Here is a 25,495-nt window from a genome sequence, read left to right on the forward strand (position 1 = left end):
CGTGCCTCTCACCCGCATCGAGATGGCGGCGCGCGCCGCTCGCGAGCTCGCCGACGGCTCCTACGTCAACCTCGGGATCGGCCTGCCGACGCTCGTCCCCAACCACGTCCCCGACGGCGTGACGGTGGTGCTGCAGTCCGAGAACGGCATCCTGGGCGTCGGACCGTATCCGACGGAGGACGCGGTGGATGCCGACCTCATCAACGCCGGCAAGGAGACGGTCACGACGCTCCCCGGCGCCGCCTTCTTCGACTCGGCGCTGAGCTTCGGCATGATCCGCGGGGGCAAGATCGACGCCGCGATCCTCGGGGCGATGCAGGTCTCGGCATCCGGTGACCTGGCCAACTGGATGATCCCCGGGAAGATGGTCAAGGGACCCGGCGGGGCGATGGATCTCGTTCACGGGGCCGCGCGCGTCATCGTCCTGATGGAGCACGTCGCCAAGGACGGCTCGCCCAAGATCGTCGACGCCTGCTCGCTTCCCCTCACCGGGAAAGGGGTGGTCGACCGCATCATCACCGACCTCGCCGTCATCGACGTGACCGAGGATGGACTCGTGCTCGTCGAGCTCGCCCCCGGGGTGAGCGTCGACGAGGTGCGGGATGCCACCGAGCCCCCGCTGACCGTGCGACTCACCGAGGAGATCCGATCCGCATGAACACCGAGAACGACGTCGTCATCGTCGCCGCCGCCCGCACCCCGCAGGGCCGCCTCAAGGGTCAGCTCGCCCCGCTCACCGCCGTGCACCTCGGTGCCGCCGCGATCCGCGGTGCGCTCGAGCGGAGCGGCATCCCGGCCGACGCCGTCGACGCGGTGCTCGTGGGGCAGGTGCTTCAGGCCGGCGCCGGGCAGAACGCCGCCCGTCAGGCGGCCGTGGCCGCGGGCATCGGCTGGGACGTCCACGCCGCGACCGTCAACAAAGTCTGCCTGTCGGGGCTCACGGCGATCATCGACGCGGCCCGCATGCTGCGCCTCGGGGATGCGACCGTGGTCGTCGCGGCGGGCATGGAATCGATGACCCGCGCTCCGCACCTGCTCATGAACTCGCGCGAGGGGTACGCCTACGGCTCGGTCGAGGTGCTCGACCACCTCGCGTACGACGGCCTCACCGACGCGTACGACCGGGAGAGCATGGGCGCGTCCACCGAGCGCGCGAACGCCCGTTTCGAGGTGACACGGGAGGCACAGGATGCCGTCGCCGCGCGCTCGCACCAGCGGGCCGCCGCGGCTCAGGCCGGCGGCGTGTTTGATGTCGAGATCGTGCCGGTCGAGATCCCGCAGCGCAAGGGTGCTCCGGTCGTCGTCTCGGCGGATGAGGGCATCCGCGCCGACACGACCGTCGAGACGCTCGCGAAGCTCCGTCCCGCCTTCGCGGAGGGCGGCTCGATCACCGCGGGCAACGCCTCGCAGATCTCCGACGGCGCCTCGGCGGTCGTCGTCACCACGCGCGCCGTCGCCGACGAGCGCGGATGGGACGTCCTCGCGGTCGTCGGTGCCGCAGGCCAAGTCGCAGGCCCCGACAACTCGCTCCACGCTCAGCCCGCGCGCGCGATCGCGAAAGCGCTCGAGAAGCAGGGGCTCACGGCATCCGATCTCGATCTCGTCGAGATCAACGAGGCGTTCGGCGCGGTCGTCGCGCGCTCGCAGGCCGAACTGGGGCTCGCCGACGACGTCGTCAACCCGCACGGCGGGGGCATCGCGATCGGTCACCCGATCGGCGTCTCGGGCAACCGGCTCGTCGTCCACGCCGTCCACGAGCTCGTGCGGCGGGGGAGCGGCACCGCGGCGGTGGCCCTGTGCGGCGGCGGTGGTCAGGGCGACGCGCTCATCCTGACCCGCTGACGGACAGACGGATGCCACGGCGGTGAGGCCGTGGCATCCGGGATCCGATCAGCGCGCGAGGCGCTTCTTCAGCAGCTTCTGCTGCTTTTTGGCGACGGGGGAGTCTCCGGCGATGACGCGGCCGCGGCGGGCGCGGCGCGTGTCGACGACCGAGCCGATGGCGAGCGCGAGCGTGATGCCCCAGCTCAGCCAGGCGAGCGCGGTGCGCCAGGTGAAGGGCTCGTCGTTGCGCAGCGCCCGCAGGAGCGTGATGCCACCCGTGATGGCGCTGAGAAGACCCGTTCCGAAGATGTACTGGCGCATGCGCCCAACCTACCGAGGCCCCGGCTCTGGTGCCTCGCCTTGACACGCGGTCCCTCCCTCACCGATAAACGCTCCTCGTTCCGAAACACGCCGTCTCGCCGCGTGTCTCGGCGCCAACAGCGTTTATCGCATCCCGTCCACCCCTCTGCGCCGCCGGGAGCCGCTGTTAGCCTGAGGTCGATCCCCGAGGAGGACCTGTGACCCAGGCCGATTTCGTCGTCGTCGCCAACCGTCTGCCCGTCGACCGCACCCCGGACGGCGAGGGGTGGCGGCGTTCCCCCGGCGGTCTCGTGACCGCCCTCGAGCCCGTGATGCGACGCGCCGACGGCGCGTGGGTCGGCTGGGCCGGTCAACCCGACGTCGAGCTCGACCCCTTCGAGTTCGACGGCGTGCACCTCGTGCCGGTCGCGCTCTCGGCGTCGGACGTGCAGAACTACTACGAGGGTTTCTCGAACGACACCATCTGGCCGCTGTACCACGACGTCATCGCGGCGCCCACCTACAAGCGCGCGTGGTGGGACGCCTACGTGCGCGTGAACCGCCGCTTCGCCGAGGCCGCGGCGGCCGCCGCCTCGCCCAACGCGATCGTCTGGGTGCAGGACTACCAGCTCCAGCTCGTGCCCAAGCTGCTGCGCGAGCTCCGCCCCGACCTGACGATCGGGTATTTCCACCACATCCCGTTCCCGGCGTACGGCCTGTACTCGCAACTGCCCTGGCGCAAGCAGGTGCTCGAGGGGCTCCTCGGCGCCGACGTGATCGGGTTCCAGCGGGTCGCGGACGCGGGCAACTTCGCCCGTGCCGTGCGACGCCAGCTGCGGTTCGAGACCAAGGCCAGCGGCATCCTGGTCCCGGACGCTCAGGGCGGCACGCGGGTCGCCCTCGCGAAGGCGTTCCCGATCTCGATCGACGCGGAGTCGTACATCGAGCTCGCGCAGAAGCCCGAGATCCAGCAGCGTGCGAAGGAGATCCGCGAGGGTCTCGGCAACCCCCGGAAGATCCTGCTCGGCGTCGACCGTCTCGACTACACCAAGGGCATCCGCCATCGCCTCAAGGCGTGGGGCGAGATCCTCGAGGACGGGCGCGCCACCGTCGAGGACGCCACCCTCGTGCAGGTCGCGAGCCCCAGTCGCGAGCGGGTCGATGCCTACGTGCAGTTGCGTGACGAGATCGAGATGACGGTCGGGCGCATCAACGGCGACTACGACACGACGACGCACACCGCGATCCGCTACCTGCACCAGTCCTATCCGCGCGAGGAGATGGTCGCGCTCTTCCTCGCCGCCGACGTCATGCTCGTCACCGCCCTCCGTGACGGCATGAACCTCGTCGCGAAGGAGTACGTCGCGAGCCGCATCGACAACCGCGGGGTGCTCGTGCTCAGCGAGTTCGCGGGCGCGGCGGACGAGATGGGCAGTGCCCTGCTCATCAACCCGCACGACATCGACGGGCTCAAGGACACCATCGTCCGCGCTCTCGAGATGCCCGCCGCCGAGCAGGGGCGACGCATGCGCGCGCTCCGCAAGCGCGTGCGCGAACACGACGTCGAGGATTGGTCGCGCGAGTTCCTGGAGGCGCTGTCGACGTTCCACGACACCGCGTCGAGCGCCCGTGCCGCCGCGGAGATCGAGGCGGGCGCCGTCGAGGAGGACGCCGAATGACCGCGGCCGACGCGACGATCGAAGCCGTCGCCACCACGGACCGACTCCTGATCGCCCTCGACTTCGACGGAACGCTGTCGCCGCTCGTCGACGAACCGATGACCGCGCGGATGACCCCGGGCGCGCGGGCGGTGCTCGACGAGCTCGTCACCCTGCCGCGCACCGTCGTCGCCCTCGTGTCGGGCCGGTCGCTCGGTCATCTCCGCGAGATCGCCGAGCACACGGACGATTCGCCGATCTGGCTCGCGGGCTCGCACGGCGCGCAGTTCTGGGTTCCCGGCGTCGGCATCGAGGCGGCGCACGACGACACCGCCGACCTCGCGTTGCGCGATCGCCTGCAGGACGAGGTCGGTCGCCGCACGGCCGAGATGTCGGGCGTGTGGATGGAGCCGAAGGAGTACGGCTTCGGCGTGCACACCCGGACCGCGGATGCCGAGACCACGCGCGCCGCTCGCGCGCTGGCCGACGAGCTCGTCGCCACCGAGGCTCCCACGTGGCGCCGTCGCACCGGCTACGACATCCTCGAGTTCTCGTTCCGTCACGAGGGCAAGGACTCCGCGATCGCGCATCTGAGGGAGCGGGTGGATGCTTCGGCCGTGCTGTTCGCGGGCGACGACGTCACCGATGAGGACGCTCTGCGCTCCCTCGGGACCGGGGACCTCGGCATCCGTGTCGGTGGGGGAGAGACCGCCGCGACGCTGCGCGTCGACGACATCGCCGCGCTCGTCGGGGTCCTCGAAGGCGTGGCACGGTTGCGCCGAGCGCATACCGATTGATCAGGGATTCGACACTCGTGGCGCATCGGCGCGTCACGAGCGCGCAATAGACTGCGAGGATGCCCGCACCGCAGAATCCGAACACCGGCGAGTTCGATATCAAGCCCCGCAGTCGCGTCGTCACCGACGGCATCGAAGCCACCACGTCGCGCGGAATGCTCCGCGCGGTCGGCATGGGTGACGAGGACTGGGACAAGCCCCAGATCGGCATCGCGTCGAGCTGGAACGAGATCACCCCCTGCAACCTCAGCCTCGACCGTCTCGCGCAGGGCGCCAAGGAGGGCGTCCACGCCGGCGGCGGGTACCCGCTGCAGTTCGGCACCATCTCCGTCTCCGACGGCATCTCGATGGGCCACGAGGGCATGCACTTCTCGCTCGTGTCGCGCGAGGTCATCGCCGACAGCGTCGAGACCGTCATGATGGCCGAGCGCCTCGACGGCTCCGTGCTGCTGGCCGGCTGCGACAAGTCGATCCCCGGCATGCTCATGGCATCCGCTCGTCTCGACCTCTCGAGCGTCTTCCTCTACGCCGGATCTATCGCGCCGGGCTGGGTCAAGCTCTCCGACGGCACCGAGAAGGACGTCACGATCATCGACTCGTTCGAGGCCGTCGGTGCGTGCCTCGCGGGCAAGATGAGCGAGGCCGACCTCAAGCGCATCGAGTGCGCGATCGCCCCCGGCGAGGGGGCGTGCGGCGGCATGTACACCGCCAACACCATGGCGTCCGTCGCCGAGGCGCTCGGCCTGAGCCTCCCCGGCTCGGCCGCCCCGCCGTCGGCCGACCGCCGTCGCGACTACTTCGCCCACCGCTCGGGCGAGGCCGTCGTCAACCTTCTGCGCCAGGGCATCACCACGCGCGACATCCTGACCAAGGAGGCGTTCGAGAACGCCATCGCCCTCGCCATGGCGCTGGGTGGCTCCACCAACGTCGTCCTGCACCTGCTCGCGATCGCGAACGAGGCCGAGGTCGAGCTGAACCTGCACGACTTCAACCGCATCGGCGACCGCACCCCGCACGTCGCCGACATGAAGCCCTTCGGCCAGTACGTCATGAACGACGTCGACCGTCACGGCGGCATCCCGGTGATCATGAAGGCCATGCTCGACGAGGGCCTGCTGCACGGCGACGCGCTCACCGTCACGGGCAAGACCCTCGCCGAGAACCTCGCCGACCTGAACCCCGACCCGGTCGACGGCAAGGTCATCCACTCGTTCGACGACCCGATCCACGCCACCGGCGGCATCACGATCCTCCACGGCTCGATGGCGCCCGAGGGTGCGGTCGTGAAGTCGGCCGGCTTCGACGGCAACGTCTTCGAGGGTCCCGCCCGCGTGTTCGAGCGCGAGCGCGCCGCGATGGACGCCCTCGAGGCGGGCGACATCGCTGCCGGCGACGTCGTCGTCATCCGCTACGAGGGCCCCAAGGGTGGCCCCGGTATGCGCGAGATGCTCGCCATCACCGCCGCCATCAAGGGCGCGGGCCTCGGAAAAGATGTACTACTCTTGACGGACGGTCGATTCTCAGGCGGCACAACCGGCCTCTGCATCGGCCACATAGCTCCCGAAGCGGTGGACGCAGGTCCTATCGCCTTCGTGCGCGATGGTGATCTGATACGGGTCGATATCGCCGCTCGCAGTCTCGACTTGATCGTCGATGAGGCCGAGCTGAGTTCCCGCCGCGAAGGCTGGGAACCGCTTCCCCCGCGCTATACCCGTGGCGTTCTGGCCAAGTACTCCAAGCTCGTGCACTCCGCCGCGGAGGGCGCGGTCACGGGCTGACGGCCGTCCCCCTTCTCACCTTCTTACGGTTCTCGAGGTACTCCCATGTCCATCGATTCCCCTACGGCGGCCGTGCCCCGGCCGCCCGCCCGCACCGCTCCGGCGCCCGTGATGACGGGTGCTCAGGCGGTCGTCCGCTCGCTCGACCTGCTCGGCGTCACCGATGTGTTCGGTCTCCCGGGCGGGGCGATCATGCCCGTCTACGACCCGCTCATGGACGACGAGCACGTTCGCCACATCCTGGTCCGTCACGAGCAGGGCGCCGGCCACGCGGCTGAGGGTTACGCCGCGGCCTCGGGCAAGGTCGGTGTCGCGATCGCGACGTCCGGCCCGGGCGCCACCAACCTCGTCACCGCGATCGCCGACGCCTACATGGACTCGGTGCCGCTGGTGTGCATCACCGGACAGGTGTTCTCGACCCTCATGGGGACGGATGCCTTCCAGGAGGCCGACATCGTCGGCATCACGATGCCGATCACCAAGCACTCCTTCCTGGTCAAGACGGCAGACGAGATTCCGGGCGCCATCGCGGCGGCCTTCGAGATCGCCTCCACGGGCCGCCCCGGCCCGGTGCTCGTCGACATCACGAAGGACGCGCAGCAGGCGGAGGCTCCCTTCGTGTGGCCGCCGAAGATCGACCTGCCCGGCTACCGTCCCGTCACCAGGGCGCACGGCAAGCAGATCCAGGCCGCGGCCCAGCTGCTCGCGACCGCCAAGAAGCCTGTGCTGTACGTGGGCGGCGGAACGATCCGTTCGAGCGCGTCGGCCGAGCTGAAGGTGCTCGCCGAGGCGACCGGTGCCCCCGTGGTCACCACGCTCATGGCGCGCGGTGCCTTCCCCGACTCGCACGAGCAGCACCTCGGCATGCCCGGTATGCACGGCACCGTCCCCGCGGTGCTGGCGCTGCAGGAGAGCGACCTGATCGTCTCCCTCGGCGCGCGCTTCGACGACCGCGTGACCGGCAAGGCGGCGCTCTTCGCGCCCCACGCGCAGGTCGTGCACGTCGACATCGACCCCGCCGAGATCTCGAAGATCCGCACGGCCGACGTGCCGATCGTGGGCGACCTGAAAGAGGTGCTGGTCGACCTGGATGCCGCTTTCCGCGCCGCCGATGCCGAGCACCCGCACGATTACACGGAATGGTGGACCTACCTGAACGGCCTCCGCGAGGAGTTCCCGCTCGGCTACACGCCCACCACCGACGGTCTCCTGTCGCCGCAGCATGTGATCCAGCGCATCGGCGAGCTGACCGGACCCGAGGGTGTCTACGCCTCGGGCGTCGGCCAGCACCAGATGTGGGCCGCCCAGTTCATCAAGTACGAGCGGCCGAACGCGTGGCTGAACTCCGGCGGCGCCGGCACCATGGGCTATGCGGTTCCCGCGGCCATGGGGGCCAAGGTCGCTCAGCCCGATCGCGCCGTCTGGGCGATCGACGGCGACGGCTGCTTCCAGATGACCAATCAGGAGCTGGCGACCTGCGTCATCAACGACATCCCGATCAAGGTCGCGATCATCAACAACTCTTCGCTCGGCATGGTGCGCCAGTGGCAGACGCTGTTCTTCGACGGCCGCCACTCCAACACCGACCTGAACACGGGGCACGGCACGCGCCGCATCCCGGACTTCGTCAAGCTGGCGGAGGCCTACGGTTGCCTGGCGATCCGGGTCGAGAAGGAAGACGAGATCGACGCGGCGATCCAGCTCGCGCTGGACACGAACGATCGTCCCGTCGTGATCGACTTTGTCGTGAGCGCCGACGCGATGGTGTGGCCGATGGTGCCGCAGGGCGTCAGCAACAGCTATGTCCAGTACGCGCGCGACCACTCGCCCGCCTTCAACGAGCAGGAGGACTGAGATGTCTCGTCACGTGCTGAGCCTCCTCGTCGAGGACAAGCCCGGTCTGCTCACGCGCGTCGCCGGTCTCTTCGCGCGCCGCGGGTTCAACATCGAATCCCTCGCCGTGGGCGTGACCGAGGTGCCGGGTCTCTCGCGCATCACGGTCGTGGTCGACGTCGAAGGCCTGCCGCTCGAGCAGGTCACGAAGCAGCTCAACAAGCTGATCAACGTGATCAAGATCGTCGAGCTCGACCCCGCGGCATCCGTTCAGCGCGAACACGTCCTCGTGAAGGTGCGCGCCGACAACGCGACACGGTCGAACGTGCTCGAGGTCGTGAACCTCTTCCGCGCCTCGGTGGTCGATTACGCCCCGGATGCCATCGTGATCGAGATCACGGGTGACTCGGGCAAGGTCGCCGCCTTCCTCAAAGCCATCGAGCCGTTCGGCGTGAAAGAGCTCGCGCAGTCGGGTCTTCTCGCGGTCGGTCGCGGCGGCAAGAGCATCACCGAACGCGTCCTGCGCGGCTGAACCCCCGTCGGTCCCGGAGCCTGTCGAAGGGCCGACACCCCGAACCGCGTCGGTCCCTGAGCCTGTCGAAGGGCCCGACTCCCGAACTTCACTCGTCCACCAAACCCCCGGTCCCTTCGACAAGCTCAGGGACCTGAAACCAAGGAGAAAGTTCCATGGCAGAGATCTTCTACGACGACGACGCCGACCTCTCGATCATCCAGGGCAAGAAGGTCGCGATCGTCGGCTACGGCTCGCAGGGCCACGCGCACGCGCAGAACCTCCGCGACTCGGGCGTCGAGGTCGTCATCGCGCTCAAGGACGGCTCGAAGTCGGCCGCCAAGGCGCAGGAGGACGGCTTCGAGGTCAAGAACGTCGCCGACGCCGCCGAGTGGGCCGACCTGATCATGATCCTCGCGCCCGACCAGCACCAGCGCTCGATCTTCGCGGACTCCATCAAGGACAAGCTCACCGAGGGCAAGACGCTCGCCTTCGCGCACGGCTTCAACATCCGCTTCGGCTACATCGACGCCCCCGAGGGCGTCGACGTGATCCTCGTCGCCCCCAAGGCCCCCGGTCACACGGTGCGTCGCGAGTACGTCGCCGGCCGTGGCATCCCGGACATCATCGCCGTGGAGCGCGACGCCTCGGGCTCGGCCTGGGACACCGCGCTCTCGTACGCCAAGGCCATCGGCGGCACCCGTGCCGGCGTCATCAAGACGACCTTCACCGAAGAGACCGAGACCGACCTGTTCGGCGAGCAGGCCGTGCTCTGCGGTGGCATGAGCCACCTCGTGCAGGCCGGCTTCGAGACCCTCGTCGAGGCCGGCTACCAGCCGCAGATCGCGTACTTCGAGGTGCTGCACGAGCTCAAGCTCATCGTCGACCTCATGTGGGAGGGTGGCATCGCCAAGCAGCGCTGGTCGATCTCCGACACGGCCGAGTACGGCGACTACGTCTCGGGCCCGCGCGTCATCTCGTCCGACGTGAAGGAGAGCATGAAGGGGGTGCTCGCCGACATCCAGTCGGGTGCCTTCGCCGAGCGCTTCATCGCCGACCAGGACAACGGCGCCCCCGAGTTCCTCGAGCTGCGCGAGAAGGAGCAGGGTCACCCGATCGAGGCGACCGGTAAGGAGCTCCGCGGCCTCTTCGCCTGGAAGCAGCAGGACAGCGACTACACGGAGGGCAGCGCTGCGCGCTGACCTCCGCCGGAGGCTGCGTCATCCATAGCGATCGCCCAGGCGATCGCGGTGGGCTCGGCCGCGCGCTGAGTTCCTCTTCCCGAACGCCCCGGAACCCTGTGGTTCCGGGGCGTTCGCCGTTTCGGCGGGGCGCGCCCCGGTCGCGGGGGAGCGCCGCTACCGTGGAGACGTGAGCACACCGCGCGATGACGACGCCCTCTCGTGGGGCGGTGACGACGACCCGACCCTCGACGTCGGAGACAAGCGCGAGTCCGCGAGCCCCGGTGAGCCCGAACCGCTGATCCGGGAGCCTCGTCCGGAGCCGCTCGTCGCGTCCTCGCCCGAGCGCCCCGCGACCGTGGTGCCCGATGACGGCGGGGCGGCCGAGCCCGTGGCATCCGCTTCGTCCGAAGAAGTCCCGGATGCCGCGCCCGCGGCGCCCCTGGGCAACATCGGTCTCGTGGGCATCGGTGTGGTGGCCGCGACGTACCTGTTCTTCGCGCTCGGCTGGCTCGTCTCCGGACGCCAGCTGCAGAGCCTCGGCATCCCGATTCCGGACGTCACCGTCGTCGCGATGACCATCGGCGCGACACTCGCACCGCTCGTCTGGTTCGTCGCGGTGCTCGTGCTCACCCGCTCGTGGCGGACGTGGCAGCGTTTCCTGCTGCTCATCCTGGGGCTCGTGCTGCTCGTGCCCTGGCCGTTCCTGTCGATGGGGTCCCTCGCATGAGTGCCGTCACCCGTACGCGCCATCTCCCGACCTGGCTGATCGTCACGATCGCGGGGGTCTTCGGCCTGTTCTACGCCTACGTCGTGTGGAGCTCGGTCGCGCTCCTCGTGCTGCAGGTGAACGGCCCGCTCGGGCTCAACGGCCTCGGCTGGTTCGTCTACATCCTGCCCGTCGTCTTCCCGCTGATCGCCTTCGGCATCGCGTTCTCGATCGGGTGGCGGCGGAAGGCGGGGGAGTTCGCGATCGTGATGCTCGCCGGCCTCACCCTGTCCTCGGCCTTCTGGCTCGCGATCGTCGGGTACGGCACGACTTCGTACGGGCTGTACGGGTCGTAGGCGGCGGCGTGCGCGCCCCCGACGCGCGCCACCGGCCCGCACCCCGGCCGCCGCGCCGGACAGGGGCATCGGATCGGCGGGATCGTCACACGGTCCGGCATCCATCCGCCTCCGCGCTAGGCTGGCAGACGGCCCGCACGGGTCGCGCGCCCGGTTCGCGCCGGCGGTGTGCGACGGTGCGCGTCACCTCCCCAGCACCGTTTCGAAGGACGCATCCGTGACGAAGCCCGTCGTGCTCATCGCCGAAGAACTCTCTCCCGCCACGATCGACGCGCTCGGCCCCGACTTCGACGTGCGCAACGTCGATGGGACCGACCGCCCCGCGCTGCTCTCGGCTCTCGCCGACGCGCACGCGGTGCTGGTGCGCTCGGCCACCCAGATCGACGCCGAGGCCCTCGCGGCCGCCCCGTCGCTGAAGGTCGTCGCCCGCGCCGGCGTCGGACTCGACAACGTCGACATCAAGTCGGCCACGGCCGCGGGTGTCATGGTCGTGAACGCGCCGACCTCGAACATCATCTCGGCGGCCGAGCTCACGGTCGGGCACGTGCTGAGCCTCGCGCGCCGCATCCCCGCCGCCCACGCCTCGCTCGCGCAGGGCCTGTGGAAGCGCAGCTCCTTCACCGGCACCGAGCTGTTCGAGAAGACGATCGGCATCATCGGCCTCGGCCGCATCGGTGCCCTCATCGCCGCACGACTGCAGGGCTTCGACATGCGCGTGATCGCGTACGACCCGTACGTCACCGCGACGCGCGCGCAGCAGCTCGGCGTACAGCTCGTCTCGCTCGACGAACTGCTCGAGCAGAGCGACTTCGTCACGATCCACATGCCGAAGACGCCCGAGACCACCGGCATGATCGGCGCCGAACAGCTGCGCCGCATGAAGAAGACGGCTTACGTGATCAACGTCGCCCGCGGCGGACTCATCGACGAAGAGGCTCTCTTCGAGGCTCTCACCACCGGTGAGATCGCCGGCGCGGGCCTCGACGTCTTCTCCACCGAGCCCCCGGCCGAGGGCGGGCCGGCGCGTAAGCTCCTCGACCTGCCGAACGTCGTCGTCACCCCGCACCTGGGTGCCAGCACCGAGGAGGCGCAGGAGAAGGCGGGCGTCTCGGTCGCGCGTTCGGTGAAGCTCGCCCTCGAGGGAGACCTCGTTCCGGATGCCGTGAACGTCGCCGGTGGGGCCATCGACCCGTTCGTGCGCCCGGGTATCGCGCTCGTCGAGATGCTCGGCCAGTTCTTCAGCGGCCTCGCCGACAGCGCTCTGACCTCGCTCGACATCGAGGTGCGTGGTGAACTCGCCGCCTACGACGTCAGCGTCTACCGGCTCGCCGCGCTCAAGGGGTACTTCAGCCGCATCGTCAGCGAGAGCGTGTCGTACGTCAACGCGCCGCTGTTCGCCGAGCAGCGCGGTGTGGAGGCTCGCCTCGTCGTCGAGGCCGAGAGCCCGCTGTACCGCAACATCACGATCCTGCGCGGAACCCTCGCGGACGGCTCGAGCCTCACGGTCGCCGGCACGCTCGCCGGAACCCGCATGGTGCCGAAGGTCGTCGCCATCAACGGCTACGACATCGAGGTGCCGATCGAGCAGCACCACCTCGTCATGCGCTACGCCGACCGCCCCGGCATCGTCGCGATCTACGGCCAGAAGCTGGGTGAAGCCGGCATCAACATCGCGGGACTGCAGGTGGCTGCTCCGGATGCCACGGGTCGTGCGCTCTCGGTGCTCACGGTCGACTCGCCGGTGCCCGACGAGATCCTCGGCGCCATGCGCGAGGCCGTCGGGGCGGACCTGTTCCGCCAGATCGACATCGTCGAGGGCTGAGGCTCGAACGGTTCGGGGGAGGGGGTCGCCGCGGCGGCCCCCTCTTCCGCTTCTGCGGGCACACATCTCCGCTGGCCGGGGTGCGAGGGGCCGGTTCTTCTCGGGTGACGCCTCAGCTTCTGGGTGAGGATTCCCGGGTGGCTATCGTCCTCCGCGTCGTCTCCGCCGGTCTCGGCATCCTGTTCCTCGTTGCGGGGGTGGCGGACGTTCTGCGCCGAACCCCGTGGGGGATCCTCGGGGCGATCGGCGGGCTGCTCCTCCTGCTCGGGGTCGTGATGGACCTGCGGCGGGAGCGACGGGAGCGACGGCGCGACTGAGCTTTGCTCGCGGTGTGAACGGTGTGTGCGCTCAGGTCCGTCCATTCGTGCGCGTGAGCGCCTCCAGGGTGCTGGCGGCGAGCCATGAGGCTCGCTCATGCCGCGTACTGACGGGTGAGTTCCACGCTCCCTGCTCGGGTGATGCTGTTCGTGATTTTCTCGCCAAGACCCAGGCTTCTCGCTTCCGGTAGCCCCGTGATTCTGCAGAACTTGATCTGTGTCCACCGAACGGCGGACATCGGCTGCCTGCGAATGTCGCGCGCATGAACACTCGATACGTAACGAATGGACCTGCGTCGGCTTCGAGGGAATGCGCGCGCGCATCCCCTCTCGTCACCCGTCGGCGGTGGTGGTCCGCCTGGATAGCGATCTCGATTGTGACTGCCTCGCTCGTCCCCGCGACCGCAGCGTCCGCCCAATGGGGAGCGCCGGAACCTCAGAGGTATTGTTCCTCGTCGGTCGGGTGCTACGTGGATCCAGCCACGGGCCGAGCCGTTTACACCACGCTGGGCCCGACGCTCACGGCACGGGAGAGGGCGCTTCTGGGGCAGTGTCAGCTCCGGTTGGCGGGCAGCGGCGCCGGTCTCGCAGGCGGGATCGCAGGCAGAAACTGGCTGGCGGTTCTCGGAGCAGCGTTCAACGGGGGAGCCGCTTTGAGTGGTCCATGCAAAGATCTCTGGAACTCAACCGCTCGTTACAGGAGGAGCTGACCATGAGGGGCTCGCGCGGCGTCAACGTCCTGCTAATCGTTCTCGGGGTGGTCTTTGTTGTGGTCGGCGTCATCGGTCTTCCGACTCACGTTGTGAGTGCCTCCTTCGCGGGGGTAGGTGGTGTCCTCATGGTCACCGGCGGAGCGATCGCCTTGATCAAGAGCCGGAAATCGACCACCTGAAACGCACTCCCTAGAGCTCCCATTTCGCCCCGACGTCCGGTTCTCGTGCTCCCGGACGCCGGGGCGTTTGCGTGAGATCTTCGAGCCGAGCCGAGATATGCGTTCTTCAGGGTTCGACGCCGACAACGCGAGCGTCAGGTCGTCGCGGCGACGACGGCCTCGATGAGCTTGTCGAGATCCGCACCCTCGACCCGGGGGCTCGGGACGGCGTTCAGATCGAGCACGGCGTTGAAGTAGAGGCCGTCGCTGACCAGGAGGACGATCTGCAGGGCGGTCTCGTCGCGGGTGTGACCGCGCAGGCTCTCCTCCCACAGTTCTCGCACGTGCCGGAGCGACGCCGTCGCCGTGTCGTTGCCGTTCTGCGCCAAGCGGGAGACCGCGAGGATCGTGACATCGAGGGCGGAGCCGGTGTTCTGCGATGACCGGATGTGAGCTGCGACAGCACCCTCGGTGGAGCGCTCGATCTCGTCGATGTCTTCTTTCGCGAGCTTCTCGAGACGCTCGACGAGAGCGGCCTCGAGGGCGCTCTTCGAGTTGAAGTGGTACAGCAGCCCACCCTTGGAGACCCCCGCGGCTCGGGCCGTGGCGTCCATGGTGGCGGAGCGCTCTCCCTCGTCGACGAGGATGCGGGTGAAGGCGTCGAGGACGGCTTCGCGGGCGAGTGGGGGGCGGCTCATGACTCCTCGATCGTACTGGCGAGCGGTGTTTCCTGTCTGTTACTATACCGGCTGGACGGTTTAGAAACGGATTCCAAGAATGCTCACCTCGTCATTGCCCACGCAAGACATCGCCGTGACCCGCGCCGGGTGGCGCGGGTGGTTCGCGCTGGCCGTGCTCATGCTGCCCGTGCTCCTCGTGTCGGTCGACAACACGGTGCTGAGCTTCGCCCTGCCCGAGATCGCCCTCGACCTCCAGCCCTCGAGCATCGAGCAGCTGTGGATCATCGACGTCTATCCCTTGGTGCTCGCGGGGCTACTCGTCACGATGGGCACCCTGGGCGACCGCTTCGGCCGCAAACGCATGCTGCTGATCGGAGCGATCGGATTCGCCGCCGTGTCCGCGCTGTCCGCCTTTGCGCCGACGGCAGCCGCGCTCATCGCCGGCCGCGCGCTCATGGGCGTCTTCGGCGCGATGCTCATGCCGTCGACCCTGTCGCTGCTGCGCAGCATCTTCCGCGACCGCGACCAGCGGCGTTTCGCGATCGCGATCTGGGCGTCGGGTTTCTCCGCCGGCGCCGCCCTCGGCCCGATCGTGGGCGGGTTCCTTCTCGAGCACTTCTCGTGGGGATCGGTGTTCCTCATGGCTGTGCCGGTGCTCGTGCCTCTGCTGATCCTGGCCCCGTTCTTCGTCCCCGAGAGCCGCGACCCGGCGCCGGGTCGCTTCGACCCCCTCAGCGTGCTCCTGTCGCTCGCGACGATGGTGCCGATCGTCTACGGCATCAAGAAGCTCGCGGTCGACGGCCCGATGTCTCTCGCGCCGGTGCTGTTCGTCATCGGCATCGTCTTCGGCTGGCTGTTCGTCCGTCGGCAGCGTCGCCTCACCACCCCGATGCTGGACATGACCCTGTTCCAGCGCGGCACGTTCTCCGGCGCGATCCTCGTGAACCTGCTGAGCGTCGTCGGACTCGTCGGCTTCCTGTACTTCGTCGCGCAGCATCTCCAGCTCGTCGTCGGGCTCACCCCGATGGTCGCGGGCTTCGCCCTGCTGCCGGGACTCGCCCTCATGATCGTGTCGGGCCTCGCGGTGGTGCCGATCGCCGCCCGCTTTGCACCGCGAATCGTCGTGCCTGCCGCGCTCGCCTTCTCCGCGGTCGCGTACGTCCTCGTGGCCCTGTCCACGGCCGACCTCGTGCAACTCATCGTGGCCTTCGCACTTCTCGGCATCGGCATCGGCGCGGCCGAAACGGTATCGAACGAGCTCATTCTGTCGAGCGCGCCCTCCGCGAAGGCGGGCGCGGCCAGCGCTGTGTCCGAGACCGCGTACGAGGTGGGCGCCGTGCTCGGGACGGCCGTGCTCGGTGGCATCCTGGCCGCGTTCTACCGCGCTCAACTGGTGCTGCCGGCCGGGCTCCCGGATGCCGCCGCCTCCGCCGCGCGAGAGACGCTCGCCGGTGCGGTCGCCGTGTCGCACACCCTCGACGATGCCGCGCTGGCCGAGGCCCTGCGGGTCGCCGCGGCTCACGCGTTCGACTCCGGCGTGGTGGTGACGGCCCTGATCGGTGCCGGTCTCATCGTCATCGCGGGTGTGATCGCTGCCACTACCCTGGGAGGAACCCGCAGCACGTCGACGAAGTGACGTGCCCCGAGCTCTGAGGAGAGCGATGTCGCGTGTCGTGAAGCTGGCCGTCATCCCCGGTGACGGAATCGGTCCCGAGGTCGTCGCGGAGGCCGTCAAGGTCCTCGATGCCGTCACCGCCGACTCGGGCGTCGTCTTCGAGAAGACGCCCTTCTCCCTCGGTGCGGGGCGCTACCTCGAGACCGGCGACACGCTCACCGACGACGACCTCGCGGCGATCGCCGGGCACGACGCGATCCTGCTCGGCGCCGTCGGCGGAGTGCCCGGTGACCCGCGCCTCAAGAACGCGAACATCGAGCGCGGTCTGCTGCTGAAGCTCCGCTTCGAACTCGACCATTACGTCAATCTGCGCCCCTCGAAGCTGTATCCCGGCGCCTCAGGCCCGCTCGCCGACCCGGGCGACATCGACTTCGTCGTCGTCCGCGAGGGAACCGAGGGGCCGTACGTCGGCAACGGCGGGGCCATCCGACAGGGCACCCCGCACGAGGTCGCCAACGAGACCTCGGTCAACACGGCCTTCGGCGTCGAGCGCGTCGTCCGCTACGCCTTCGCCCTGGCGGAGCGGCGTCGCCACAAGTTGACGCTCGTGCACAAGACGAACGTGCTCGTGCACGCCGGGGGGATGTGGAAGCGGATCGTGGATGCCGTGGCATCCGAGTTCCCGGGGGTCGACGTAGACTACCTGCACGTCGACGCGACAACCATCTTCCTGGTCACGAACCCGGGCCGCTTCGACGTGATCGTCACCGACAACCTCTTCGGCGACATCTTGACCGACTTGGCCGGCGCCGTCACCGGAGGCATCGGCCTCGCCGCATCGGGCAACATCAACCCCGACGGCGCGTTCCCCTCGATGTTCGAGCCCGTCCACGGATCGGCGCCCGACATCGCGGGTACCCAGAAGGCCGACCCCACGGCCGCGATCCTCTCCGTCGCCCTCCTGCTCGACCACCTCGGGCTCACCGACGAAGCCGCCCGCGTCACCCACGCGGTCGAGACCGACATCGCGCACCGTGACGGCGTCCGCACCACTGCCCAGATCGGCGACGCCATCGCCGACCGCGTCCGGGCGTAACCTGGACCGATCGGCGAGCATCGCCCCCGGCACTCGACAAGCTTTGGACAACGAATGACCACCATCGACACCGATCCCGACACCGGCCTCGACCCGCTCGAGTTCGCGGTCACCCGCAACCTCGCGGCCAAGAGCGCCACTGATCGCGACGCGATCCTCGCCAACCCCGGCTTCGGGCAGAGCTTCACCGACCACATGGTCGACATCTGCTGGTCGGTCCGCGGCGGCTGGCACCGCCCGCGCGTCTCGCCCTACGGCCCCATCTCGCTCGATCCCGCCGCCGCGGTGCTGCACTACGGTCAGGAGATCTTCGAGGGCATCAAGGCGTACCGTCACGCCGACGGGTCGGTGCACACGTTCCGACCTGACCAGAACGGCCGACGCCTTCAGCGCTCGGCCCGCCGCCTCGCTCTGCCCGAGCTGCCGGTGCCCTACTTCCTGCAGTCGCTGCGCGAGCTGATCGCCGTCGACGGCGCCTGGGTGCCTTCGGGCGAGGACCAGAGCCTCTACCTGCGCCCGTTCATGTTCGCCAAGGAGGCCTTCCTCGGCGTTCGACCGGCGCACAAGGTCGCCTATTACCTCATCGCCAGCCCCGCCGGCGCCTACTTCAAGGGCGGCGTGCAGCCCGTCTCGATCTGGCTCAGCGAGGACTACTCCCGCGCAGGCAAGGGCGGCACGGGTGCGGCGAAGACCGGCGGCAACTACGCCGCGAGCCTGCTGCCCCAGTCCGAGGCGTACGAGAACGAGTGCGACCAGGTCGTCTTCCTCGACCAGGACCGCAACGTCGAAGAGCTCGGCGGCATGAACGTCGTGTTCGTCTACAAGGACGGCACGATCGTCACTCCGCAGTCGGACTCGATCCTCGAGGGCATCACCCGCGACTCGCTCCTGCAGCTCGCCCGTGACCGCGGTCACCACGTCGTGGGCCGCAACGTCTCTCTCGACGAGTGGCGCCAGGGAGTGGCATCCGGAGACATCGTCGAGGTGTTCGCGTGCGGCACGGCCGCCGTCGTCACCCCGATCGGCACCCTCAAGGGCCGCGATTTCATCGACGAGCAGCCCACCGGCACGCTCGCCCTCGAGCTGCGCGAAGAGCTCACGAACATCCAGTACGGCCGCGCCGAGGACAAGCACGGCTGGCTGTACCGTCTCGACGCGTAAGCGGCGGCGGCACACGAAGGGACCCCCGGGACACCGGGGGTCCCTTCGTGGTTTCCGGCGGCGCTGCCCCGATTCCGATAAACGCTGCTCGTGCGGAGAAACGCCCCGACACCGCGTTTCTCGCTCGGAACAGCGTTTATCGGCGCGCGCACAGGCCGCGAGCGGGCGGGAATCCGGATGCCTTGTCGGAGCCCGTGGATAGGCTGAAGAAGTGAAGATCGCTCGATTCAGCCACCAGGATGCCATTCGCTACGGGATCGTCGACGACGGCGAGCTCGTGGTCCTCGCCGGAGACCCGATGTTCGCCGGGTTCGATACGACGGGGGAGCGCGTGCCGCTCGCCGACGTCGCTCTTCTCGCCCCGGTGATTCCTCGCTCGAAGGTCGTCTGCATCGGCAAGAACTACCACGACCACGCGGCCGAGATGGGCGGTGCGGCCCCCGCCGAACCCCTGATGTTCCTCAAGCCGAACACCTCGGTGATCGGCCCCGGCGATGTGATCGTGCGTCCCACGAGCCTCAGCTCGCACACCGACTACGAGGGCGAGCTCGCCGTCGTCATCGGGCGTATCGCCAAGAACGTCCCCGCCGAGAAGGCGAGCGACTACATCTTCGGGTACACCGTCGCGAACGACGTGACCGCGCGCGACCTGCAGCGCAGCGACGGGCAGTGGTCTCGCGCCAAGGGCTTCGACACGTTCTGCCCCGTCGGCCCGGTGATCGAGACCGACCTCGACCTCGAGACCGCTGCCATCACCACGCGCGTCAACGGCGAGGTGCGTCAGCAGGGTCCCGTCTCCGACATGATCCACGGCATCGGCGCCCTGGTCGCGTACGCCTCCGCGGTGTTCACGCTGCTTCCGGGCGACCTGATCCTCACCGGCACCCCCGCGGGTGTCGGCCCCTTCGTCGCGGGCGACACGGTCGAGGTCGAGGTGAGCGGCATCGGGGTGCTGCGCAACGCCGTGCGCGATGCCTGACACCGCCGCGTCGGCGAGCATCGACCTCGTCGCCGCCCAGCGCCGGACGGTGCGGGTGCTGGCGGCGGGGCAGGTGCTCACCGGCGTGGCTTTCGGCGCGACTCTCTCGCTGGGTGCGCTGTTGGCAGCCGACCTGTCGGGTCAAGAAGCCCTGTCGGGTTTCGCGACCGCGGCGGTGACCCTCGGTGCGGCTCTCACCGCGATCCCGCTCGCGCGACTCGCCGCCCGCCGCGGGCGTCGGTTCGCGCTCACGACCGGCAACCTCGCCGCGCTGGCCGGGATCGTCGTCGTCATCACCGCGGCGGCGACGCGGACGTTCCCCCTGCTGCTCGCCGGGATCGCCCTCATCGGTGCAGGAAATGCCGGCACCCTGCAGTCCCGCTTCGCCGCGACCGATCTCGCGACGACCGCCCGCCGCGGCCGCGACCTTGCCACGGTCGTGTGGGCGACGACGGTCGGCGGTGTCGTCGGGCCGCTCCTGCTCGCGCCCGGCGAGCTCGTCGGGGCGAGCATCGGGATGCCGCGCCTCACGGGCGCGTACCTGTTCTCGTTCGCCGCGCAGGTGTGCGCCTTCGCCCTCTACGTGCTCGTGCTGCGCCCCGACCCGCTGCTGCTCGCACAGCGCCTCGATCGCGACAAGACGTCGTCCGCTGTCGCAGCGCCGGAGGTCGACCGCCCGCGGACCGCCCGCTTCGCGATGCTCGCGGTCGCCGCCTCCCACGTCACCATGGCGTCGGTCATGGCGATGACTCCGGTGCACCTGTCGCACATCGTGGCTCCGGATGCCGTCACGCTCGCCGTCGGCGTCACGATCGCCCTGCACGTGTTCGGCATGTACGGGCTCTCTCCCGTCTTCGGCATCCTCGCCGACCGCATCGGGCGTCTCGCGGTGATCCTGCTCGGGCAGGCGCTTCTCGCCGCGTCTCTGATCGTCGCTTCGCTGTTCTCCGCGTCGCAAGCGGGGGTCCTGGTCGCCCTGGTCCTCCTCGGCCTCGGCTGGAGCGCGGCGACGGTCGCGGGCTCCGCGCTGCTGACCGAGGCGACGCCGCTCGCGCTGCGGCCCCGACGTCAGGGGCGCAGCGACACGCTCATGACCGCGTGCGCGGCGGTCGGGTCGGTTCTCGCCGGGGTGATCCTCGGTCTCGTCGGATACGGCGGCCTCGCGCTCTGGGCGTTCGTGCCCGTCGCGCTGGTCTGCGCGGGAGCCGTCGTGGCTCGGAGGCGAGAGGCGTCTCAGATCGAATAGCTGAGGGCGGGCGCCGCGGCGGCGGGAGCGATCGTGCCGAGCGCGCGGAGCGCGCGGTCGACGTCTCCCTCGTCGTTGAAGACGTGGAAGGCCACGCGCGCCCGACCCGCGCGCCCCGACGCGGTGACGCCGCGCGCCGTGAGACGGGCGAGGGCGTCACCGGTGGCATCCGGCCACGTCACGATCGCCGAGGGGCGCTGGGGTTCCGGAAGACCGAGCCCGGCGCGGAACCGCGCGGCGAGGCCGGTGGTGTGAGCGTAGAGGTCGGTGATGTCGGCATCTGCGAACATCTCCAGCGCGGGTGCCGCACCGACGAAGGCCTGCCACGCGGGGGAGACGTCGAAGCGTCGGGCGTCGGGCGCGAGAGTGCCCCCGGTGCCGTAGCAGGACGACCACGGATCGTCACCCGAGTACCAGCCCGCGTGCACCGGGCGCAGAATCCTGGCGAACTCCGGCGTCACCGTGAGGAATCCGACCCCACGGGGGCAGCACAGCCACTTGTAGGCGTGGCAGACGGTCGCGTCGAACAGTGTCGCGTCGACCGGGAGCCAGCCTGCGGCCTGCGTGAGGTCGCAGAGCGTCCGCGCGCCGGCGCGTGCCGCCGCGGCGGCGATGCCCGCGGCATCCGCGACCTCTCCGGTGGCCGACTGCACGAGCGAGAACGCCACGAGCCAGGTGTCGGGGCAGATGGCGTCCGCCAGGTCGTCGAGAGGAACCGTGCGCAGCCGGACGCCGCGCGCGGCATGCGCGAACGGCGCGACGAGCGAGGCGAAGTCACCCTCCGGGCACAACACCTCCGCTCCGTCGGGCACCGAAGCGGCGATGAGCGACGTCATCACCGACGTCTGCGAACCGATGGCGACGTGGCTGACGGGGGAGTGCACCAGACGCGCGTACGCCGCGCGAGCGTCCTCGACGGCGCGGGACGCGGCGGCGACGTCGGGGCGACCGGATGCTGCGGAGTCGAGGTCGTCGCGCACGGCACGCACGGTGGCGCGCGAGGGGAGTCCGAGGGTGCAGGCGGCGAGGTAGTCGCGGCCGCCGGCGAAGCGGGAGGCGAGGCTGCTCATGGATCCAGGTTCCCAAGCCGCCCGGCATTGCACTAGATCAGGTGTTGCATGAGAAACATTCACTCTGCTTATGTTTCAGGATGACCGATTCCGACGACGACCTCGACGCCCACTCCCTCCGCGTGGTGAAGGCGATCGCCGACACCGGCTCGATCACGGCGGCTGCGCGCGCCCTGGGATACAGCCAGCCGGCGGTCAGCCAACAGTTGCGCCGGCTGGAGCGCCGAGCCGGCACCCCCATCGTCGAGCGCGTCGGCCGGGGCGTGCGCCTGACCGAGGCGGGGCGCGTGCTCGCCCGGCACGCGGCTGTCGTCACGACCGCTCTCGAAGCGGCGGCGGGAGATCTCGCCGAGCTCCGCGGCCTGCGGGCGGGGCGCGTGCGCATCGCGGCCTTCCCCTCGGCGTCGTCCACCGTCGTCCCGCGGGTGATCGCCGCCGTGACCGCGAGGCGCCCAGGAGTCTCGATCAGCTTCGTCGAGGCGGAGCCGCCCGAGGCGATCGTCGCGGTACGCGAGGACCGCGCCGATATCGCGCTCACCTACAGCTATCCCGGCGACCGGCGCGAGCTCGACCTCGCCGCGAACGGCCTGTCCGTACGCACCGTCGGGGGCGACGACACCGTCCTGGTGCTCCCCGTCGACCACCCGGCGGCGGAGGGTCCCATCGACCTCTCGAGGCTCGCGGGCGAGCGCTGGATCGCCGGATGCCCCCAGTGCCGGGGGCACCTTCTCGAGGCGTGTGCCCGCGCGGGGTTCGTGCCCGACATCGCCTTCGAGACCGACAACTACATCGCCGTCGAGAACCTCGTCGCGCAGGGCGTGGGGGTCGCGATCCTGCCGCGCATGGCCGTGGCATCCTTCCCGCTCCTCTCGGGAATCGCCGCACCCCGGCTTCCGGATGCCGAGGCCCGCACGCTGCACGTCGTGACCGCCCGCGGCGCCGAGCGCGTGCCGGCGGTCGGCGTCGCACTCGAGGTGGTGGACGAGGTGCTGGCCGAGTATCCGCATCCCACCGGTCGCGGGGGCGCCCGCCGGTAGGATCGAGGGGATGTCTGCCACGCCCGATCCCCGCACCACGACCGCCTCCGGCGCCGACGTTCGCGTCCGCTTCTGCCCGTCTCCGACGGGCCTGCCGCACGTGGGTCTCATCCGCACCGTCCTGTTCAACTGGGCCTATGCCCGGCACAACGGCGGCAAACTCGTCTTCCGCATCGAAGACACCGACGCCGCCCGCGACAGCGAGGAGAGCTACCAGCAGCTCCTCGACGCGCTGCGGTGGATGAACATCGACTGGGACGAGGGTGTCGAGGTCGGCGGGCCGCACGCGCCGTACCGGCAGTCGCAGCGGCACGAGCTGTACCGCGAGGTGCTCGACAAGCTCGTCGCCGCGGGGGCCGTGTACGAGAGCTACTCGACCGCCGAGGAGATCGACGCGCGCAACGAGGCGAACGGCCGCGCGAAGCAGCTCGGTTACGACAACTACGACCGCGACCTCACGGACGAGCAGAAGGCCGCCTTCCGCGCCGAGGGGCGTCAGCCCGCGTGGCGCCTGCGCGTGCCCGACCACGACCTGAGCTACGTCGACCTCATCCGCGGTGAGGTCACCTTCCCGGCCGGCTCGTTCCCCGACTTCGTGCTCGTTCGCGCCGGGGGAGTGCCGCTCTACCCGTTCGTGAACCCGGTCGACGACGCCCTCATGGGCATCACCCACGTCATCCGCGGCGAAGACCTCATGCCCTCGACGGCCCGGCAGCTCGCGCTGTACTCCGCCCTGGTGGATGCCGGGGTGACGACGTTCATCCCGCGCTTCGGCCACATGCCGCTGGTGCTGGGCGAGACGGGCAACAAGAAGCTCTCGAAGCGCGACCCGCAGGCCGACCTCTTCCTGCAGCGTGAGAAGGGCTTCATCCACGAGGGCCTCCTCAACTACCTCTCGCTGCTCGGCTGGTCGCTCGCGAGCGATCGCGACGTCTTCTCGCTCGACGAGATGATCGCCGCGTTCGACATCGCCGACGTGAACCCCAATCCGGCCCGCTTCGATCAGAAGAAGGCCGAGGCGATCAACGGCGACCACATCCGGATGCTGGATGCCGACGACTTCGCCGCGCGGATCGTTCCGTACCTCGCGGGTGCGGGGTACATCGCCGAGGAGCCGTCGCCGGAACACCGGGAGATCATCGCCGCGGCAGCGCCCCTCGTGCAGGAGCGCGTGCAACTGCTGGGCGAGGTCCCGGGCATGCTCGGGTTCCTCTTCGTCTCCGAGGTCGACTACGCCGAAGATGCGCTGAAGGGCCTCCCCGCCAACGCGGACGAGGTGCTCGTGGCATCCGTCGGCGCTCTCGAGCTCGTGCCCGACGCGGAGTTCACCGCCGCCGCCGTGCAGGAGGCACTCTCGAAGGCCCTGGTCGAGGAGCTCGGGCTGAAGCCCCGCGTCGCCTACGGCCCGCCCCGTGTCGCCCTCACGGGTCGGCGCGTCTCGCCTCCGCTGTTCGAGTCGATGGAGCTTCTCGGCAAGGCGGAGACGCTGCGGCGCCTCGACGCCCTCGTGCGGCACCTGGGCTGAGCGTCGCGCGCGTCGCGCGGAGCGCGCCCGCTGCGCGGAGCGCACGACCTCGCAGAACCGCGCGGACCTCGCAGAATCCCCGGCGGATCCTGCGAGGTTCGCGCGTTTCTGCGTGGTTCGCGGCAGCGCGGTCGTGCCGCGCGACGCGCGCGGGCCGACTCCGGTTTGGTGAAGGGCCGCGCGTCACGTAAGCTTGATCCTCGGCACGAGTTACGGCTCACCGCCTTGGGGTATGGTGTAATTGGCAACACGGCGGTTTCTGGTTCCGTTGTTCTTGGTTCGAGTCCAGGTACCCCAGCAAAACGAAAAGCCCCGGTCAGCGCACAATGCGTGAGAACCGGGGCTTTTGCTTTGCCGTCGCGTCTGGTGCCTGTCCGAAGACGCTGGTAGGCAGGACGTATGACCACGACCTCGACACCGCCGCGCCGCCCGTCGCCGGGTGCACGTCGTGCGCGCCGGGAGCGCCTGGCCACCTGGATCACGATCTCGGTCGTCCTCGTCATCTGCGGAGCCGCCGGCCTCGGGGCGTACGCGATGTCGCACTCGTGGTGGGTCGAGGCGGCGCCGGCTCCCGCGGCCGACCAGCAGCTCACGGACGGGCAGTCGCGCTTCGACCGCGCGGGCCTCGACTTCCTCAACCGCCAGCGCCTCGCCACCGTCGATGTCGTGGCCCCCGCTCCCGCGAGTGAACTCGGTCTTCCTTCGGACGGCGACACCCCGATCGAGACCCTCGTCCCTCTGACCGTGGACGTGCGCGGCGCCGAGGGTGTGCTGTCGTTCCCGGGCGTCTCATCCTTCGCCCTCACCACGTCGGGGGATCGGCTCGCGACCCTGACCGTGACGCCGGCCGCGAGCGGCACGTGGATCACGATCCGCGCTGACCTCGAGAAGCGGGCGACGGAGTGGGGCTGGTCGACGGCGGACCTCGAGGATCTCGAGCGCAAAGTCGGTGAGGCGGGCCGTCAGGAGGGTGTCGCGCAGACGATGAGCCTGCCCGAGGCATCCGTCGACGGGATGACCGTGAGCGCGGACGTCACCGTCGACGCGGCGGGAGGGATCGCGCTGCAGTACGTCTTCGCGCGCTGATTCGGGGTCTCGGAGCTCGCGCCCGATCGGCGCGCGACAATAG

General features: G+C 69.7%; 23 protein-coding genes and 1 tRNA gene. 21 read left to right on the top strand and 3 right to left on the bottom strand.

Features of this window, described 5'->3' with window-relative positions; translation table 11 throughout:
• The first annotated feature begins 1 nt into the window (after position 1).
• The gene (locus MTES_RS15750) at positions 2–658 is read left to right on the top strand and encodes a CoA transferase subunit B (protein WP_013586274.1); all 657 of its coding nucleotides are present in this window, start codon (positions 2–4) and stop codon (positions 656–658) included.
• On the top strand, positions 655–1,842 hold the full coding sequence (locus tag MTES_RS15755; protein ID WP_013586275.1) for an acetyl-CoA C-acetyltransferase: 1,188 nt from the start codon (positions 655–657) through the stop codon (positions 1,840–1,842). The genes MTES_RS15750 and MTES_RS15755 overlap by 4 nt, the downstream gene beginning before the upstream one ends.
• A gap of 48 nt (positions 1,843–1,890) precedes the next feature.
• Here the strand turns inward: MTES_RS15755 and MTES_RS15760 are convergent, their stop codons facing one another.
• The gene (locus tag MTES_RS15760; RefSeq protein WP_013586276.1) at positions 1,891–2,145 is read right to left on the bottom strand and encodes a hypothetical protein; all 255 of its coding nucleotides are present in this window, start codon (positions 2,143–2,145) and stop codon (positions 1,891–1,893) included.
• Between the two features lie 197 nt (positions 2,146–2,342).
• Here MTES_RS15760 and otsA point away from each other — a divergent pair, with 197 nt between their 5' ends.
• The 10 genes from otsA (at position 2,343) to MTES_RS15810 (ending at position 13,086) form a co-directional block, all read left to right on the top strand.
• A complete protein-coding gene (gene otsA / locus MTES_RS15765; RefSeq protein WP_013586277.1) occupies positions 2,343–3,803 on the top strand; it encodes an alpha,alpha-trehalose-phosphate synthase (UDP-forming) in 1,461 nt (486 codons plus the stop codon).
• Positions 3,800–4,579 (top strand): trehalose-phosphatase, encoded by a 780-nt coding sequence (gene otsB, locus MTES_RS15770; RefSeq protein WP_013586278.1) that lies wholly within the window; start codon positions 3,800–3,802, stop codon positions 4,577–4,579. The genes otsA and otsB overlap by 4 nt, the downstream gene beginning before the upstream one ends.
• A gap of 59 nt (positions 4,580–4,638) precedes the next feature.
• Positions 4,639–6,357, top strand: coding sequence for a dihydroxy-acid dehydratase (ilvD, locus tag MTES_RS15775; RefSeq protein WP_013586279.1), 1,719 nt, complete (start codon positions 4,639–4,641; stop codon positions 6,355–6,357).
• 45 nt (positions 6,358–6,402) lie between these two features.
• Positions 6,403–8,211 (top strand): acetolactate synthase large subunit, encoded by a 1,809-nt coding sequence (locus MTES_RS15780; RefSeq protein WP_013586280.1) that lies wholly within the window; start codon positions 6,403–6,405, stop codon positions 8,209–8,211.
• A gap of 1 nt (position 8,212) precedes the next feature.
• The gene (ilvN, locus tag MTES_RS15785; RefSeq protein ID WP_013586281.1) at positions 8,213–8,722 is read left to right on the top strand and encodes an acetolactate synthase small subunit; all 510 of its coding nucleotides are present in this window, start codon (positions 8,213–8,215) and stop codon (positions 8,720–8,722) included.
• Positions 8,723–8,877: 155 nt separating this feature from the next.
• Positions 8,878–9,903 carry a ketol-acid reductoisomerase gene (ilvC, locus tag MTES_RS15790; RefSeq protein ID WP_013586282.1) on the top strand — a complete coding sequence of 342 codons (1,026 nt, stop codon included), beginning with the start codon at positions 8,878–8,880 and terminating at the stop codon, positions 9,901–9,903.
• 169 nt (positions 9,904–10,072) lie between these two features.
• Positions 10,073–10,612, top strand: coding sequence for a hypothetical protein (locus MTES_RS15795; protein ID WP_013586283.1), 540 nt, complete (start codon positions 10,073–10,075; stop codon positions 10,610–10,612).
• Positions 10,609–10,947 (top strand): hypothetical protein, encoded by a 339-nt coding sequence (locus MTES_RS15800; protein WP_013586284.1) that lies wholly within the window; start codon positions 10,609–10,611, stop codon positions 10,945–10,947. Before MTES_RS15795 ends, MTES_RS15800 begins: the two co-directional genes overlap by 4 nt.
• Positions 10,948–11,164: 217 nt before the next feature.
• The gene (gene serA, locus MTES_RS15805; RefSeq protein ID WP_013586285.1) at positions 11,165–12,769 is read left to right on the top strand and encodes a phosphoglycerate dehydrogenase; all 1,605 of its coding nucleotides are present in this window, start codon (positions 11,165–11,167) and stop codon (positions 12,767–12,769) included.
• Positions 12,770–12,906: 137 nt separating this feature from the next.
• The gene (locus MTES_RS15810) at positions 12,907–13,086 is read left to right on the top strand and encodes a hypothetical protein (protein WP_013586286.1); all 180 of its coding nucleotides are present in this window, start codon (positions 12,907–12,909) and stop codon (positions 13,084–13,086) included.
• A 1,026-nt stretch (positions 13,087–14,112) separates the two neighbouring features.
• On the opposite strand, the gene MTES_RS15820 is transcribed toward MTES_RS15810, so the two are convergent.
• Positions 14,113–14,655 carry a TetR/AcrR family transcriptional regulator gene (locus MTES_RS15820; RefSeq protein WP_013586288.1) on the bottom strand — a complete coding sequence of 181 codons (543 nt, stop codon included), beginning with the start codon at positions 14,653–14,655 and terminating at the stop codon, positions 14,113–14,115.
• A 79-nt stretch (positions 14,656–14,734) separates the two neighbouring features.
• Between MTES_RS15820 and MTES_RS15825 the strand changes: the two genes are divergently transcribed.
• The 5 genes from MTES_RS15825 (at position 14,735) to MTES_RS15845 (ending at position 20,734) form a co-directional block, all read left to right on the top strand.
• A complete protein-coding gene (locus MTES_RS15825) occupies positions 14,735–16,273 on the top strand; it encodes an MFS transporter (RefSeq protein ID WP_013586289.1) in 1,539 nt (512 codons plus the stop codon).
• A gap of 25 nt (positions 16,274–16,298) precedes the next feature.
• Positions 16,299–17,348: a 3-isopropylmalate dehydrogenase gene (locus MTES_RS15830; RefSeq protein WP_013586290.1), complete on the top strand. Its 1,050-nt coding sequence runs from the start codon at positions 16,299–16,301 to the stop codon at positions 17,346–17,348.
• A 54-nt stretch (positions 17,349–17,402) separates the two neighbouring features.
• Positions 17,403–18,509, top strand: a complete 1,107-nt coding sequence (locus MTES_RS15835) for a branched-chain amino acid aminotransferase (protein WP_013586291.1) — start codon at positions 17,403–17,405, stop codon at positions 18,507–18,509.
• Between the two features lie 211 nt (positions 18,510–18,720).
• Positions 18,721–19,488: a fumarylacetoacetate hydrolase family protein gene (locus MTES_RS15840; RefSeq protein WP_013586292.1), complete on the top strand. Its 768-nt coding sequence runs from the start codon at positions 18,721–18,723 to the stop codon at positions 19,486–19,488.
• Complete coding sequence (locus MTES_RS15845; protein WP_013586293.1) at positions 19,481–20,734, top strand: MFS transporter; 1,254 nt, start codon at positions 19,481–19,483, stop codon at positions 20,732–20,734. The genes MTES_RS15840 and MTES_RS15845 overlap by 8 nt, the downstream gene beginning before the upstream one ends.
• Here MTES_RS15845 and MTES_RS15850 read toward each other — a convergent pair.
• Positions 20,722–21,804 (bottom strand): aminotransferase class V-fold PLP-dependent enzyme, encoded by a 1,083-nt coding sequence (locus tag MTES_RS15850; protein WP_013586294.1) that lies wholly within the window; start codon positions 21,802–21,804, stop codon positions 20,722–20,724. The two genes, MTES_RS15845 and MTES_RS15850, sit on opposite strands and share 13 nt — an antisense overlap.
• An 80-nt stretch (positions 21,805–21,884) precedes the next feature.
• On the opposite strand from MTES_RS15850, the gene MTES_RS15855 reads away from it, so the two are divergent.
• From MTES_RS15855 to MTES_RS15870, 4 genes are all read left to right on the top strand, one after another.
• Entirely contained in the window at positions 21,885–22,841 is a 957-nt protein-coding gene (locus tag MTES_RS15855; RefSeq protein WP_013586295.1) for a LysR family transcriptional regulator, read from the top strand.
• Positions 22,842–22,851: 10 nt separating this feature from the next.
• On the top strand, positions 22,852–24,366 hold the full coding sequence (gltX, locus tag MTES_RS15860; RefSeq protein ID WP_013586296.1) for a glutamate--tRNA ligase: 1,515 nt from the start codon (positions 22,852–22,854) through the stop codon (positions 24,364–24,366).
• Positions 24,367–24,592: 226 nt separating this feature from the next.
• Positions 24,593–24,664, top strand: a tRNA-Gln gene (locus tag MTES_RS15865).
• A gap of 101 nt (positions 24,665–24,765) precedes the next feature.
• Positions 24,766–25,452: a hypothetical protein gene (locus MTES_RS15870; RefSeq protein WP_013586297.1), complete on the top strand. Its 687-nt coding sequence runs from the start codon at positions 24,766–24,768 to the stop codon at positions 25,450–25,452.
• The last annotated feature ends 43 nt before the right edge of the window (positions 25,453–25,495 follow it).

The sequence above is a fragment of the Microbacterium testaceum StLB037 genome (assembly GCF_000202635.1).
Lineage (GTDB): Bacteria > Actinomycetota > Actinomycetes > Actinomycetales > Microbacteriaceae > Microbacterium > Microbacterium testaceum_F.

Bases quoted from the DNA above. Each gene is read 5' to 3' on its own strand.
- MTES_RS15755 (WP_013586275.1), top strand. From the start codon at position 655: ATGAACACCGAGAACGACGTCGTCATCGTCGCCGCCGCCCGCACCCCG.
- MTES_RS15760 (WP_013586276.1), bottom strand. From the start codon at position 2,145: ATGCGCCAGTACATCTTCGGAACGGGTCTTCTCAGCGCCATCACGGGT.
- otsB (WP_013586278.1), top strand. From the start codon at position 3,800: ATGACCGCGGCCGACGCGACGATCGAAGCCGTCGCCACCACGGACCGA.
- ilvD (WP_013586279.1), top strand. From the start codon at position 4,639: ATGCCCGCACCGCAGAATCCGAACACCGGCGAGTTCGATATCAAGCCC.
- MTES_RS15780 (WP_013586280.1), top strand. From the start codon at position 6,403: ATGTCCATCGATTCCCCTACGGCGGCCGTGCCCCGGCCGCCCGCCCGC.
- ilvN (WP_013586281.1), top strand. From the start codon at position 8,213: ATGTCTCGTCACGTGCTGAGCCTCCTCGTCGAGGACAAGCCCGGTCTG.
- ilvC (WP_013586282.1), top strand. From the start codon at position 8,878: ATGGCAGAGATCTTCTACGACGACGACGCCGACCTCTCGATCATCCAG.
- MTES_RS15800 (WP_013586284.1), top strand. From the start codon at position 10,609: ATGAGTGCCGTCACCCGTACGCGCCATCTCCCGACCTGGCTGATCGTC.
- MTES_RS15820 (WP_013586288.1), bottom strand. From the start codon at position 14,655: ATGAGCCGCCCCCCACTCGCCCGCGAAGCCGTCCTCGACGCCTTCACC.
- MTES_RS15825 (WP_013586289.1), top strand. From the start codon at position 14,735: ATGCTCACCTCGTCATTGCCCACGCAAGACATCGCCGTGACCCGCGCC.
- MTES_RS15830 (WP_013586290.1), top strand. From the start codon at position 16,299: ATGTCGCGTGTCGTGAAGCTGGCCGTCATCCCCGGTGACGGAATCGGT.
- MTES_RS15835 (WP_013586291.1), top strand. From the start codon at position 17,403: ATGACCACCATCGACACCGATCCCGACACCGGCCTCGACCCGCTCGAG.
- MTES_RS15845 (WP_013586293.1), top strand. From the start codon at position 19,481: ATGCCTGACACCGCCGCGTCGGCGAGCATCGACCTCGTCGCCGCCCAG.
- MTES_RS15850 (WP_013586294.1), bottom strand. From the start codon at position 21,804: ATGAGCAGCCTCGCCTCCCGCTTCGCCGGCGGCCGCGACTACCTCGCC.
- MTES_RS15855 (WP_013586295.1), top strand. From the start codon at position 21,885: ATGACCGATTCCGACGACGACCTCGACGCCCACTCCCTCCGCGTGGTG.
- gltX (WP_013586296.1), top strand. From the start codon at position 22,852: ATGTCTGCCACGCCCGATCCCCGCACCACGACCGCCTCCGGCGCCGAC.
- MTES_RS15870 (WP_013586297.1), top strand. From the start codon at position 24,766: ATGACCACGACCTCGACACCGCCGCGCCGCCCGTCGCCGGGTGCACGT.